The organism is Halomonas shantousis, assembly GCF_054654615.1.
The window spans coordinates 3,226,948-3,239,955 of record NZ_BAAIER010000002.1 but is presented as its reverse complement, the minus strand read 5'-3'; the positions used below and the strand labels follow the sequence as shown (position 1 = coordinate 3,239,955).

At 61.9% G+C, this 13,008-nt stretch carries 13 protein-coding genes and 2 pseudogenes; 9 read left to right on the top strand and 6 right to left on the bottom strand.

The window, feature by feature from the left end; genetic code table 11:
• Positions 1 to 4: 4 nt before the first annotated feature.
• A complete protein-coding gene (locus tag ACYQ12_RS15350) occupies positions 5 to 1,177 on the bottom strand; it encodes an MFS transporter (RefSeq protein WP_459873406.1) in 1,173 nt (390 codons plus the stop codon).
• Positions 1,178 to 1,289: 112 nt separating this feature from the next.
• Here ACYQ12_RS15350 and ACYQ12_RS15345 point away from each other — a divergent pair, with 112 nt between their 5' ends.
• On the top strand, positions 1,290 to 2,144 hold the full coding sequence (locus tag ACYQ12_RS15345) for a helix-turn-helix transcriptional regulator (protein WP_459873404.1): 855 nt from the start codon (positions 1,290 to 1,292) through the stop codon (positions 2,142 to 2,144).
• Between the two features lie 41 nt (positions 2,145 to 2,185).
• On the opposite strand, the gene ACYQ12_RS15340 is transcribed toward ACYQ12_RS15345, so the two are convergent.
• Entirely contained in the window at positions 2,186 to 3,058 is an 873-nt protein-coding gene (locus ACYQ12_RS15340) for a LysR substrate-binding domain-containing protein (protein WP_459873402.1), read from the bottom strand.
• A gap of 152 nt (positions 3,059 to 3,210) precedes the next feature.
• Between ACYQ12_RS15340 and ACYQ12_RS15335 the strand changes: the two are divergent.
• Positions 3,211 to 3,894 (top strand): annotated as a pseudogene (locus tag ACYQ12_RS15335) (NADPH-dependent F420 reductase); the annotation flags it as partial.
• A 259-nt stretch (positions 3,895 to 4,153) separates the two neighbouring features.
• Entirely contained in the window at positions 4,154 to 5,044 is an 891-nt protein-coding gene (locus ACYQ12_RS15330; RefSeq protein WP_459873397.1) for a DMT family transporter, read from the top strand.
• Between the two features lie 124 nt (positions 5,045 to 5,168).
• Here ACYQ12_RS15330 and ACYQ12_RS15325 read toward each other — a convergent pair whose 3' ends face one another.
• Entirely contained in the window at positions 5,169 to 5,759 is a 591-nt protein-coding gene (locus ACYQ12_RS15325; RefSeq protein WP_459873395.1) for an NADPH-dependent FMN reductase, read from the bottom strand.
• 404 nt (positions 5,760 to 6,163) lie between these two features.
• Here ACYQ12_RS15325 and ACYQ12_RS15320 point away from each other — a divergent pair, with 404 nt between their 5' ends.
• Complete coding sequence (locus tag ACYQ12_RS15320; protein WP_459873393.1) at positions 6,164 to 6,523, top strand: DUF2846 domain-containing protein; 360 nt, start codon at positions 6,164 to 6,166, stop codon at positions 6,521 to 6,523.
• A 150-nt stretch (positions 6,524 to 6,673) separates the two neighbouring features.
• On the opposite strand, the gene ACYQ12_RS15315 is transcribed toward ACYQ12_RS15320, so the two are convergent.
• Positions 6,674 to 7,225: a DsbA family protein gene (locus ACYQ12_RS15315; protein WP_459873391.1), complete on the bottom strand. Its 552-nt coding sequence runs from the start codon at positions 7,223 to 7,225 to the stop codon at positions 6,674 to 6,676.
• A 181-nt stretch (positions 7,226 to 7,406) separates the two neighbouring features.
• Between ACYQ12_RS15315 and yghU the strand changes: the two genes are divergently transcribed.
• The 3 genes from yghU (at position 7,407) to ACYQ12_RS15300 (ending at position 10,167) form a co-directional block, all read left to right on the top strand.
• The gene (gene yghU / locus ACYQ12_RS15310) at positions 7,407 to 8,282 is read left to right on the top strand and encodes a glutathione-dependent disulfide-bond oxidoreductase (protein WP_459873389.1); all 876 of its coding nucleotides are present in this window, start codon (positions 7,407 to 7,409) and stop codon (positions 8,280 to 8,282) included.
• A 202-nt stretch (positions 8,283 to 8,484) separates the two neighbouring features.
• Positions 8,485 to 9,372: a putative RNA methyltransferase gene (locus tag ACYQ12_RS15305; protein WP_459873387.1), complete on the top strand. Its 888-nt coding sequence runs from the start codon at positions 8,485 to 8,487 to the stop codon at positions 9,370 to 9,372.
• A 333-nt stretch (positions 9,373 to 9,705) separates the two neighbouring features.
• Positions 9,706 to 10,167, top strand: a complete 462-nt coding sequence (locus ACYQ12_RS15300) for an EamA family transporter (RefSeq protein ID WP_459873385.1) — start codon at positions 9,706 to 9,708, stop codon at positions 10,165 to 10,167.
• Positions 10,168 to 10,196: 29 nt separating this feature from the next.
• Here the strand turns inward: ACYQ12_RS15300 and ACYQ12_RS15295 are convergent, their stop codons facing one another.
• Complete coding sequence (locus ACYQ12_RS15295) at positions 10,197 to 11,099, bottom strand: LysR family transcriptional regulator (RefSeq protein WP_459873383.1); 903 nt, start codon at positions 11,097 to 11,099, stop codon at positions 10,197 to 10,199.
• A gap of 141 nt (positions 11,100 to 11,240) precedes the next feature.
• Here ACYQ12_RS15295 and ACYQ12_RS15290 point away from each other — a divergent pair, with 141 nt between their 5' ends.
• On the top strand, positions 11,241 to 11,981 hold the full coding sequence (locus ACYQ12_RS15290) for an SDR family oxidoreductase (RefSeq protein ID WP_459873380.1): 741 nt from the start codon (positions 11,241 to 11,243) through the stop codon (positions 11,979 to 11,981).
• A gap of 192 nt (positions 11,982 to 12,173) precedes the next feature.
• On the opposite strand, the gene ACYQ12_RS15285 is transcribed toward ACYQ12_RS15290, so the two are convergent.
• Complete coding sequence (locus tag ACYQ12_RS15285; RefSeq protein WP_459873378.1) at positions 12,174 to 12,452, bottom strand: MFS transporter; 279 nt, start codon at positions 12,450 to 12,452, stop codon at positions 12,174 to 12,176.
• Between the two features lie 86 nt (positions 12,453 to 12,538).
• On the opposite strand from ACYQ12_RS15285, the pseudogene ACYQ12_RS15280 reads away from it, so the two are divergent.
• Positions 12,539 to 12,727, top strand: a pseudogene (locus tag ACYQ12_RS15280) (putative RNA methyltransferase); the annotation flags it as partial.
• Positions 12,728 to 13,008: the final 281 nt, after the last annotated feature.

Genomic DNA, 13,008 nt, shown 5'->3' with positions numbered 1-13,008 from the left:
ACACTCAATGAGATACGGTGCGCCGTCCCGAGGTGCGCAGATAGCCGAGTTGCACGCCGATTCCCAGCAGGGCGACGCACCCCGCGCCGACCGACAGCATGTCGACCGGCACCTGCAAGGCCAGGGCCAGGCCGCCGATCGAAGCCCCCATGGCACTGCCCAGATAAAGCGCCGATTCGTTCAGCGCCACCGCCAGGTTGCCGTCGCCATGCTGGTCTCGCGCCTTCATCAGTTCGTTGTTCTGCGGGACCTGAAGCGCCCACCCCACGGCGCCCCAGAGCGCGATGGGCAAAAGCGCGAACCAGACATCGAGACCGATGAGAAGCGGCAGGGCAATCAGCGAGGCGCCCAGCAGTAGCAGGATGGCGAAGATCAACGTGTGCCCCTGAAAACGGTCCACCAACGTTCCGATCAGGAAGCTGCCGAACACGCCGCCGACACCCCAGACCCACAGGAACGCGGTCACCGGTTGCTCGCCATGAGCCGTCACCAGCGGGGCGATGAAGGTGTACATGCCCAGGCTGGCAATGGCGGCCAGCAGCGAAATCGAAAGCAGGCCGATGACGTGACGGTCGGCCAGGATGGCGAACTTCTTGTGCACCGGCACCGGGGGCGTTGCCGGTAGCGGCGGGAGCCGGTACATCAGGCCGGCGAGCGCGATGAGCCCGATCGCCGCAATCAGCCACAAGGCCGCTTGCCACCCCCAACGCTCCGCGAGCAGCAGGCTGAACGGTACGCCGAGTACGGTGCCGCTCGCCATGCCGCCCATGATGATCGAAATGGCCTTGCCGCGTTGGCGTTCCGGTGACACGCCGACGGCTGCCGCGATGCCTATCGCCAGATAGGTGCCCGCTGCCACCCCGGCGAAAACGCGCAGGATCATCAGGGTCACGATGTCCGTCGCCATGGCGCTGGCCGCGTTGGCGACCACGAACAGGCCCAGCATGCCGAACAGTCCGCCACGCTGGCGATGGGCGGGCAGCAGGGCGACGCACAGGGGCGATCCCAGTCCGTAGGCCAGAGTGAATGCTGTGACGAGTTGTGCGGCCACGGAGACGGAGACCGCAAACTCGGCTTGGATCATCGGGATCAGGCCGGCGGTCACGTAGGACGCCATGCCCAGCGCGAAGGCGCCGATGGCGATGAGGTAGGTCGTGCCGCGTGATGCGTGTGCCATGCGTACGTTTCCTTTTTGAAAGAGACACGGTTGAGCGGAAAGTACGGGCAGTTTGTTGCTAGTCTTAAGGGGTTACAATTTAACCGTTTATACTATTACTAAAGGCAACGGCATGGCTCTTGAACGGACGCTTGCGCGTACGCGGCACGAACTTGGCGAATTCCTGCGAACTCGGCGTGAGCGGATCTCGCCGGAAGCGGTAGGGCTCCCCATGGGCACGCGCCGGCGCACGCCGGGGCTGCGGCGCGAGGAGGTCGCGGCGCTCGCGGGCGTCGGCGTGACCTGGTATACCTGGCTGGAGCAGGGGCGTGAGATTGGCGTGTCGTCCGCTTTTCTGGACAACCTGGCCAAGGCGTTGCAGCTGGACGCGGCGGAGCGGCGTCATCTGTTCATGCTGACCCACCAGCGCCCGCCCGTCGAACCGGGCAAGACCTGGTGCCAGGTGCCGTCGCTGGTGAAACGCCTGATGGACGATCTGTCGATGCGGCCAAGCTACGTATTGAACCTGCGTTGGGACGTGCTGGCCTGGAACGCTGCGGCGGACCGTGTGTTCGATTTCGCGGTGCAACCGGCGGCGTATCGCAATCTGCTGTGGATGCTGTTCGCCGAACCCGCGCTGCGCCGGGTGATCGCCGATTGGTCGGTTCAGGCCCCGCGCATTCTCTCCAGTTTCCGGCGCGACTATGCCCGCGCCGAAGGCGACCCGGCGATCGGCGCCCTGGTCGAGGAGCTCAAGAAGGTCGCGCCGGAATTCCGGCAGTGGTGGCATCAGCACGACGTTCACGCGCCCTGCCAGGGTGTCAGGGCGCTCGACATTGACGGGCTAGGCGCGGTCGGCTTCGACCATACCAGCCTGATCGTCGACGAAGGGCGTCATCTACGCTGGGTGATCTATGCCGTCCAGGAGACGGATCCGCAGGCCGCCGCTTTCGCTCGCTGGGTGAATGGTGAAACGGACGAGGCGTGAGGGGAGGGACAATCGCTCAAGCTCGACAGATGCCTAAGCGTTCAGGCGAATGCCGTCACGACGTCATCTATGAAATGACGCAGCTTGGGCGTCATGCGCTGATCGGTGGCGTAGAGGAGATGCATGGGGCGGGATGGCCCGTCATAGCCGGGCAGCAGACGCACTAGGCGTCCGGCGGCCAACTCCTCGGCCAATGCGGCTTCGTAGCCCAGTGTAATGCCGAATCCCTCCAGGGCAGCGCGAAGCAAGCCCTTCCAGTCGTTGATGTACAGGCGCCCACTCACGGGAGCGTCATAGCTGCAACTGCCGCGACTGAAACGCCACTGCCTGCCCAGTGTGCCGGACCAGTAGGCGAACCCCAGGCACTCATGCTCGACGAGGTCTTCAGGGGTCAGGGGCTCTCCTCGCTCCGCGAGATAGGCCGGCGAGGCACAGGCGATGAGTCGATAGGGCGCGAGCGGACGTGCCACCAATGTCGTGCTGTCGCTGATGGGGCCGAGACGGATGACGGCTTCGTAACCTTCCTCGATAGGGTCGACCAGACGATCCGACAAGGCAAGATCGACCTCCACCTCCGGATAATCACGAAGGTAGCGAGTGATGAGAGGAACCAGGGCTTGACTGCCAAACGTGACGGGCGCGTTGATCCGCAGGCGGCCCCGTGGAACGGCCCGGGCCTGTTCCGTCAGCGCTTCGGCCGCCTCGACCTCCGCGAGGATCGCCTGGCAGCGCTCGTGGTAGATACGCCCGATCTCGGTCAGGCTCTGCCTGCGTGTGGTGCGGTGCAACAGCCGCGATCCAAGCCGCTGTTCCAGGGTCATGACGTGTTTGGACACCATCTGCGTCGATAGGCCGAATTCCGCCGCGGCGGCCGTAAAGGAGCCGAGATCGGCAGTCCGCACGAAGATAGCCATGCTTGTGAGCCGATCCAGCATTATCAACTCTCAGTGGATAGTTAAAACACTGAGGTCAGATTTATCACGTGCGGATGAAGGAATAAAGTGCCGGATATCTTGGAGGTAGCTACAGAAGGGCTGTAACTCGGCAATACGGCGTTGAATCGTCTTTTCAAAACCTACGGGAGAGAGACATGCGAATCGGCATTATCGGTGCGGGCTTTATCGGACGAGCAGTGGCACGACTCGCGATTGCGACAGGCCATGACGTCATGATCAGCAACTCGCGGGGACCGCACACGCTCAGCAGTATCCCGCCGGGTATCGGCGCACGGATCGGCAGCGTGCATGAGGCTATCGGCTTCGGTGAAATCGTATTGATCGCCATTCCCTTGCACCAGTACGCCAGCATTCCGGTCGAGCCGCTACGCGACAAGATCGTGTTGGACGCCAATAACTATTATCCGGATCGGGATGGGCCTATCCCGGAAGTGGATGAACGCCAGGTGACGACGAGTGAACTGCTGGCACGGCATTTAAGCGGTTCCCGTATCGTGAAGGTATTCAACGCGATTCTGGCCTCCGATCTGGAGAAAGGCGGGCAGACCCTGCCTTCGGGAAACCGGCGCGCCCTACCGATAGCGGGGGATGACGACGCGGCCAAGGAGAGCGTCGCAAGATTGGTGTGCCAGTTCGGCTTCGACGTGGTCGATGCTGGCTCACTGGCGCAAAGTTGGCGCTTCGAGCGCGCCAAGCCAGCCTATTGCATACCGCTCGATCGGGAGGGGCTGCAGCAGGCACTGGCGAAGGCGCAACGCGACATCGATGTGCCCGAGGGTTCATGGCGTCGATGAAACGCGACGCTCATTGGCGTGACATGAGCCTGGTGGATTCAGTAGGCTGGGACCGCTGCGGGTAGACCGCCCACAGCGGCAGCACCGGTTTGTCCCAGTCGGACAGCACTTCCACCCGTTCGCCGCGTGCGGACATGCATTCGACGTGAAGCGGTGTGACAACTGGACCAGCCCACAGCCATGCAGGCCGGATTATTGGAGGGCATCTTGACGACTTCCGAGGCGCTTCATTCTCTTCGCGAGCCAGGGTAGCGCGACGGTGCCCTTTCGAGCCGCGGGCTATCTACTCGTCGTGGTATTGCTGTTTTCCGGCAACCTGCTGGTCGGGAAGCTGGCGACGGGCAGTCTGCCGCCACTGACGCTCGCCCTTGGGCGAATGGTGGTGGCCTTCATCGTCGTGCTCGTCTGTTTCGGGCATGTCGCCTGGCGGCAACGGCACGTCCTGATGAAGCAGGCCAAGGCGCTGGCGGCAATGTCGGTCACCGGAATGGCCCTGTTCAATGCAATGCTCTATTCCGCCTTGCGCACCACGGAGGCCACCAACGTGGCGGTGCTGGAGAGCGGAATCCCGGCGGTGACGGCGTTGGTCATGGCGCTTTTTTTCCGGGAGCGGCTCGGTGCGATCAAGTGGCTGGGCGTGTTGCTGTCGGCACTGGGAGCTGCCTGGACCGTGACGGATGGCGAGCCGTTCGGCATCCTGCATCGTCTGCACATCGGCGATGCCTTCGTGGCCGGGGCCATTGCGTCGTGGGTGCTCTATTCCCTGGCGGTGCGTCAATGGCTGGGCAGGATTCCTTTTTACGCTTCACTGGTCCCCATGACAGGGATTGCGGTGATGTTTCTCGCGCCGCTTGCCCTGTTGGAGAATGCGCTGACGGAAACGGTGTGGCATCTCGATGGCGAAGCCGTCATGGCGGTGCTTTATCTGGGGGTCGGGCCGTCGCTGATAGCGTTGGTCTGCTACAACCGCGCGCTGTTGTTGATCGGCCCGAGCCGCACCGCGACTTCACTTAATTTGTTGCCGGTCGTGACCATGGTGCTGGGCTATTGGCTGTTGGGGACGCCCATCACTTCCTACCAGATTTTCGGTGCGGCCGCCGTGATCCTTGGCGTTTCGTTGGTGACGATGAATCGTCACCGTGGCGTTTGAGCATCAGGAGCCGCCCCCTATCGCGAGGTAGACGGTAATCGTCAATGGATGCCTTCGCGACGGTGCCATCATCGCTTGACTGATTCCGCGAAAGCGCCTCACGCTGTCCCCAGGGGCGACGTGATCAGAACGGAGGTGCCTTCTGTTCTTTCTGCCGCTTCGCCGCTTGCGTCCACCAGCCGAGATCGTCGGCGAAGCGCGCAAAGGACTTTTCCATCGACTGGCCGCTATCACCGATGGGGTTGCCGTTCTCATCCAACGTCTGGGCAATCTGGCCCACGCTCACCGAGCTCGAGATGACCACCATGCCCATCTCGGAGAGCGTGCCGTGCCAGGCGAGATTGGCGTGGGCGCCACCGAGGCGGCCGCCCGAGTAACTGACGATACCCGCCGGGCGCCAGAACCACTCTTCCAGAAAGTGGTCGGTCAGGTTCTTGAGACCGGGCTGCATGCCCCAGTTGTACTCGCCGGTGACGAAGACGAACCCGTCCGCCTCGCGAATCTTGCCCGCCAGCGTTTCCATCGCCTCCGGCGCCTCGCCCGGCGGATATTCCTTGTACATGCGATCCAGCATGGGCAGGTCGATCTGTCTGGCATCGATCAGCTCCACGTCACACCCGCGCGCTTGCAAGGTCCGCACGGCGTAATTGGCCAGCCGTATGCCGGCGCGGTCGGAGCGGTAGGAACCGTAAAATACGAGAATGCGGTCAGGCATGGAGAGCGTCCTTTCTTCGGATGGTTGAGCATTTCGTCGTGATCTGCCAAGGAAGATAGCTCACTGAAACCGCTCCACCCACTCGGAAATGTTATCCCGTACTTGGTTCGGCATGAGGGTTCCACACCGTGTAGCTTCAAGTGATTCCCGCCACGAGTTCGTCAGCGAAATGACGCAGCAGCTTTGTCAGTAATTCAGGTATTTCTCAATAACCCTTGCTCATGGCCGATACATGCTTAATGGCGTGCCGATACGGCGCGAGATACCACTATTGAAAATGAAAAATCGGAACGAGGAGCACGGGGATGTTCAGGAATGCGTTGGCTGGTGTCATGCTATTGGCGACATTGGTCGTCTCGGGATGTGCTTCGGTACCGATGGGATCCAGTGAGCAGGACATGACCTTGAAACAGTTCCCTGCACCGCCGCAGGATATGGCAGGGGTGTATATCTACCGTGACAGTTTCATGGGGCAGGCCCTGAAGAAATCCGTCTCCCTGGATGAGCGTGTCCTCGGTGAAACGGCCAACGGTGTCTACTTCTACGAAGTGGTAACGCCTGGTAAGCATACGCTGTCCACCGAGTCCGAGTTCGGTGACAATTATCTTTCCTTCGAGGCTGATGCCGGCAGGAACTATTTTGTCGAGCAGTACATGAAGATGGGCGTCTTCGTCGGCGGCGCGGGACTGAAAATGATCGACGAGACGGATGGGATGAGCCGGGTACAGAATTGCTGCCGGCTGGCCGTGTCTCAACAAGACTAGATGCTTCAAGCGCCTCATGACGTCCTGTCCGTGAGGCGCTTTGATTTTACCGCTCTTGTTCCTGACAGCTGACGGAGCGACTGATAAGCCGCAACAATGCCTCTTGCATTGTTGCCGGGCATAGGGAGGCTGTCATCTCGAGCAGTTCTCTCACCGAAGCCGCTTTACCCACTCGCTCACGTCATCTCCGCTGCTCATGCCGGAATCCACCAAGCCATCGACCATGAAGGTCGGTGTGGTATGGATACCGTTCTGGCGGGCGTACTTGGCATGACGCTTCACGGCGCTGTCGAGGTCAGGAATCTCGAAGGCGCGAGTGAGCGATACGCCGCTGTAACCCTCCAGGCGCCTGAGGACGTCGTTGGCCGTGACGTCACGGTTGGGACCCGTGCAGTGGTGCTCGAAGACGAACTCCTCTCGATGGGCCGCCACGGCGGCCATGACTTTCTTGGCGGTCTCCTTGCCGCCTTCCAGCGTCGAGGCGGCGACGATGGCGCGGGTGATGATGGGGGAGAGGAGATGCCAGGGCTGGGAATTGAACCAGATCCGTACGCGTACGTTCGTTGCCCCGGCCTGGGCCAGAAAGTCATCCAGCTTGTTGAACGTCTTCACCGAAAACGGGCAGGTCGGTTCCAGAAACACTTCGAGCAGACGTGGGCCTTCGCCCCATACGAGCGGATCGGCATGCCAGTCGTTTGCCATGAGGGGCCTCCTCAACCAGAGAGTAAGTTCGATCTATACCGGTAACCGTAGCAGAGGCCGAGAGGTCGCTGGGCTCGAAGATTAATATTTAACCCGCTATCTTCTCCTGACAACTGTATTGTCGGGGGAGGCACACATAACCGTCTCGGCCCGCCAAGTATCGAACCCTTCAGGAGGTTTCATGAGCCAGGATAGCGATTACATCCCCCCCAAGATATGGACCTGGGAGAAAGAAAGCGGCGGCCATTTCGCCAGCATCAACCGACCCATCGCCGGGCCGACCCACGACAAGGAACTGCCGGTCGGCAAGCATCCGTTTCAGCTCTATTCGCTGGCCACGCCCAACGGGGTGAAGGCCGGAGTGATGTTCGAGGAGTTGCTGGCGCTGGGTCATGAAGGGGCCGAGTACGACGCCTGGCTGATCAATATCGGCGAGGGCGATCAGTTCGGTAGCGGCTTCGTCGAGGTCAACCCCAACTCCAAGATTCCGGCGCTGATGGACTACAGCGGCGCGAAGCCGGTGCGGGTGTTCGAATCCGGCTCGATTCTGCTGTATCTGGCCGAGAAGTTCGGCGAGTTCCTGCCCAAGGAGCACGTCATGCGCACCGAGACCATGAACTGGCTGTTCTGGCAGATGGGCAGCGCCCCCTTCCTGGGCGGCGGTTTCGGCCATTTCTACGCCTATGCACCGGAGAAGCTTGCATACCCCATCGATCGTTACACCATGGAGGTCAAGCGCCAGTTGGATGTACTCAACCGCCGTCTGGCGGATAACCGCTACCTGGCCGGTGACGAGTACACCATCGCCGATATCGCCAACTGGGCCTGGTACGGCCAACTGGTGCTGGGGCGGCTCTACGATGCGGCCGAATTCCTGCAGGTACAGGAGTATGAACATGTGCAGCGCTGGGCCCGGGAGATCGACGCCCGCCCGGCAGTCAAGCGCGGGCGCATGGTCAATCGCAGCTTCGGCGCCCCCGAGGAACAGCTGCACGAGCGCCATGACGCCAGCGATTTCGAGCTGAGAACCCAGGACAAGCTCGACGCTTCGCAATGAGCGACGGCAGACTGCCCGCAGCAATGATGCGGGGTCAAGTCTCCTGTCGCGACGTCTGTTGCTGGATAATGGGAACCCGCCAAAATGGCGGGTTCGCTGGTTTGGGGCGTTGACTCGGATGGCGATGCCGGAGACAAACGAGCGAGACTTTTCAAACTCCTACGATGATGTGTCAAATTCCTATGGTGATGTGGCAAAGATCATGAGTATCACTCCCTTTGAGGCGCTGGCCTGTCCGCTGGACGGCGATCCGCTGCACCGCAACGGTTCCCGCTGGTGCTGTGCTGCCGGGCATAGCTTCGACATCGCCCGTCAGGGATACACGCATCTGTTGCCGGTGCAGAACAAGCGCTCGCGTGATCCGGGCGACAGCAAGGCGATGGTGGCGGCGCGTCAGCGCTTCCTCAATGCCGGCCATTATCGGCCGATCGCGGAGGCGGTCGGGCGGGCGGCGCTGGAAGACCTCACGGCCGATGCCACGGCCAGCTGCCTGGATGCCGGTTGCGGGGAGGGTTATTACCTGCGCGAGCTGGCCGGCGCTGCCGGCGAGAGGCCATTGGAGCTGCTGGGGCTGGATATCTCCAAGTGGGCGGTGCTCTCGGCTGCCAAACAGGACGCCGCGCAGCAGGACAGGCGGGCTGGCCCGGAACCGGGCGGGAACGCCAGTTGGGTGGTGGGCAGCAACGCCAATCTCCCGGTACAGACGGGCACGCTCGATCGGATATTGTGCATGTTCGGCTTCCCGGTGTATCCCGAGTTTGCCCGCGTGCTGAAGCCGGGTGGAATGCTGCTGCAGGTCGATACCGGGCCGGATCATCTGCGCGAACTGCGTGAGATCATCTACCCGACCCTGAAGCCGGAGCGTGCAGACGACGCTCAAATACCGGAAGGCTTTACGCCGCTTGCCACCGAGACGGTCAGCTATTCATTAGAGCTCACCGGTGCGGAACGGATCGCCGATCTGCTGGCAATGACTCCGCATCTCTACCGTGCCAGTCATGAGGGCCGGACGCGGGCGGCGGCGCTGGAGTCGTTGACGGTCAGCGTGGACGTACGCTTGAAGCGCTTTGCGCGTGAGGCAGTACAATAGGCTTCGTATTGCCGAACGGTGTCATTGTTGGTTTCCCAGGTTGAGGTAGGTCCTGCGTGTCCATTCGTGCCGTCATTTACCTGTTTTTGGTGATCTTGCTGTTTGCCGGCAATCTGCTGGTCGGCAGGCTGGCAACCGCCAGCTTGCCGCCGCTGCGCTAGCGCTGGGCCGGATGCTGGTGGTCTTTGTCGTGGCGCTTGTCTGCTTCGGTCATGCCGCATGGCGGCAGCGTCATGCCTTGCGGCTGCAGGTCCGAGCGTTGACGGTGATGGCGATCACGGGAATGGCGCTGTTCAATACCACGCAGCCTGGGTGGTGGCGGATGGCAACCCGTTGGCCATCCTGCAGCGCCTTCAGGTTGGCGATGCTTTCGTGGCCGGGGCTATCGCTTCCTGGGTGCTCTACACGCTGGCCGTGCGTCAATGGCTGGGCCGCATTCCCTTCTATGCTTCGCTGGTCCCGATGACGGGGATCGCGGTGGCGTTTCTCGCGCCGCTGGCGGTACTGGAGAATCTGCTGCTGGATACTGCGTGGCACCTCGATGGTCAGGCGCTGGCGGCAATGCTGTATCTGGGCCTCGGTCCATCGTTTATCGCGTTGCTCTGCTACAACCGCGCACTGTTGCTGGTCGGCCCGAGCCGGACCGCGACCTCGCTCAATCTACTGCCGGTGGTGACGATGGGGCTGGGCTATGGGTTGCTGGGCACACCCATCACCCTTAACCAGATCGTCGGTGCAGCCGTGGTAATCGTCGGCGTTTTACTGGTGACCTTGAATCTGCGCCGACGTGATTGATCCTGGAGGCCGGGCCGGGTTGTTATGATCTACGCGCCAAAACGTTCGGCGTAGAGGTCGGCCAGCCAATCGATGAATACCTGCACTCTGGGCGACAACTGACGCCGGTGCGGGTAGACCAGGTGGACCGGCAGCGTTGGTTTTTCCCACTCCGGTAACACTTCCACCAGATCGCCGCTGGCCAGCGCCTTCTCGATATGGAAGCGAGGCACCTGAATCAACCCGCAGCCGCGTAACGCACTGACGACGTAGTTCTCAGCATCGTTGACGGTCATCCAGCCCCCGGCGGCGAAGGCGCGGGTTTGCCCATCGATCACCAGTTCCAGCTCGGCATCTGGCGCGCCGCTTCCCGACACGAAGCGGACCGCGTGATGGTCGCGCAGCGCTTCCGACGTTTCCGGCATGCCCATCCTGCCCAGATAGGTGGGGCTGGCACAGATGACCTGGGGGAGCTCGGCTAGCTTTCGGGCGACTAGCGTGGAGTCGCCGGGAATGCCGCAGCGGACCGCGCAGTCGACCCCTTCGCCCACCAGATCGACGAGCCGGTCGCCACTGGTGACGATCAGCTCAAGGCGAGGATAGCGGGCGTGAAATTCATCGATGCGCGGCAGCACGATCCGGCTGGCATGAATGCCTTGCAACTCGACGCGCAACACGCCGGACGGATTGCTCGCTACCGGCTGCAGAATCGCTTCGGCCTCCTCCAGCTCCGCCAACAACTGCACGCAACGCTCGTAGTACGCCTGGCCTTCCAGTGTCGGGCGAACCTGACGCGTGGTGCGCTCCAGCAGACGTACGCCGAGTCGGCCCTCCAGTTGCTGAATCGCCAGCGTGGCGGTCGCGCGCGGAATGTCCAGCGCATTGGCCGCCTTGGTGAAGCTGCCGCGTTCGACAATACGCACGAAAAGCGTCATCGCATCGAATCGTTCCATGCGAATTGTTTATCTCTACTGAATAGTGTTGGCAGCTTAGCGGATTTATCCACCTGGAAGGAATGCCAATACTGTCACCATGCAATCCGGCATGCGTAACGCCATTCTCGCTAACGATCCCCTTCATGGAGAAATCGAATCATGACTGACGCTATGCAGAAGGTCGCTCTGGTAACCGGCGCCTCTCGCGGTATCGGCCGCGAGATAGCGCTCAAACTCGCCGCCGACGGCTTCGTCGTGGTGGTCAACTATGCGGGTAATACATCACTTGCCGAACAGACCGTGGCCGATATCGAGGCCCAGGGCGGCCGGGCGCTGGCGGTTCAGGCTGACATCGCCGATGTGGATGCGGTGAAGCGCTTGTTCGCGCAGACACTGGAGACGTTCGGGCGGCTCGACGTGGTGGTCAACAATGCCGGGATCATGCCGATGGCGAGGCTCACCACCGACAACGTCGCAGTCCTCGACAAGACGCTGGCGACCAATCTGCGCGGCAGCTGGTTGGTGATGGCGAAAGCCGCCGAGACCCTGGGCGAGGGTGGCCGCATCATCGCGCTTTCTTCCTCGGTATTAGGCAAGTCGTTTCCCGCCTATGGCGCGTATATCGCCAGCAAGGCCGGTGTCGAAGGGCTGGTGAAGGTGCTCGCCAACGAGCTGCGCGGTCGTAACATTGCGGTCAACGCTGTGGCGCCGGGGCCGGTGGCGACCGAGCTGTTCCTGGAGGGCAAGAGCGAGGAGCAGGTCCAGTCGATCGCCAATTTGGCACCGTTCGAACGCCTGGGCCAGCCCCAAGAGATCGCCGATGTCGTGGCGTTTCTGGCCAGCCCGCAGGGCGGCTGGATCAATGGCCAGGTCCTGCGCATCAACGGCGGTATGGTCTGAAACCAACTTTCAAGGAGAGGTGCATGCCATTTGCCAACTACAAGTTTCCCGAGGGCTTTCGCCGCAGGTGGGGGCAGAGGGAACGCTCGAAAGCGGTTGATGCCTGAGCCATTGCTGAAATGACGACTACCAGGCCGGTGCCGAGATTCGGCGCCGGCCTGGTATTGTCGGAACACCGTCTCGCGGCCCGGTTCAGATGCCCTGCGGGACGCTCGCTCGGCGTCCGTCGAAGAGCCGAATCAGCAGGGCGATGAAGGAAACGCCGGTTGCGAGTGCGACCACGCCGAGCCAGCCCCATTTACCCAGGATGGCGCCACCGAGCGCCGAGCCCAGCGCCATGCCGGCGAACACGACGGTGAACATGATGGCGTTGATCCTCCCACGAACTCCGGGATCGAGGCCAAAGATCAGCGACTGGTGCGCGACCAACGCCGACTGCAGGCCGAAGTTGAACGCCAGCGCGCCGATCATCAGCACCGCCAATGCACCAGCGAGTGGTAGCCAGTCGGCCGCCGCCATGACCAGAAAGGAGAGCGTGGTGATCGCGGCACCGCAACGGTTCCCGCTGGTGCTGTGCTGCCGGGCACAGCTTCGACATCGCCCGTCAGGGATACACGCATCTGTTGCCGGTGCAGAACAAGCGCTCGCGTGATCCGGACGACAGCAAGGCGATGGTGGCGGCGCGTCAGCGCTTCCTCAATGCCGGGCACTATCGGCCGATCGCGGAGGCGGTCGGGCGGTCGGTCACCGTGGATGTGCGCCTGAAGCGCTTTGCGTGCGACGCGATATGATGGCCTTGCTGTCACGGCGATGAATGCGGCCAGACCGACATCGGCGTGTTGGCGAGCGCGAGCCTTCGATGTATTACGGCTTGTGGCCCTTTGCGGCTGGCGATAAGGTGATAAATCTTTGTAAATCTAATAGTTAACAAACTATATTGCGCTGATAAGCAGTTCGGGGCGACAGCCTCGGACGCTCACTCGATAGGCCGGCGACCGTTGGTCATCCGTGTCTTTTCCTGGCGGAG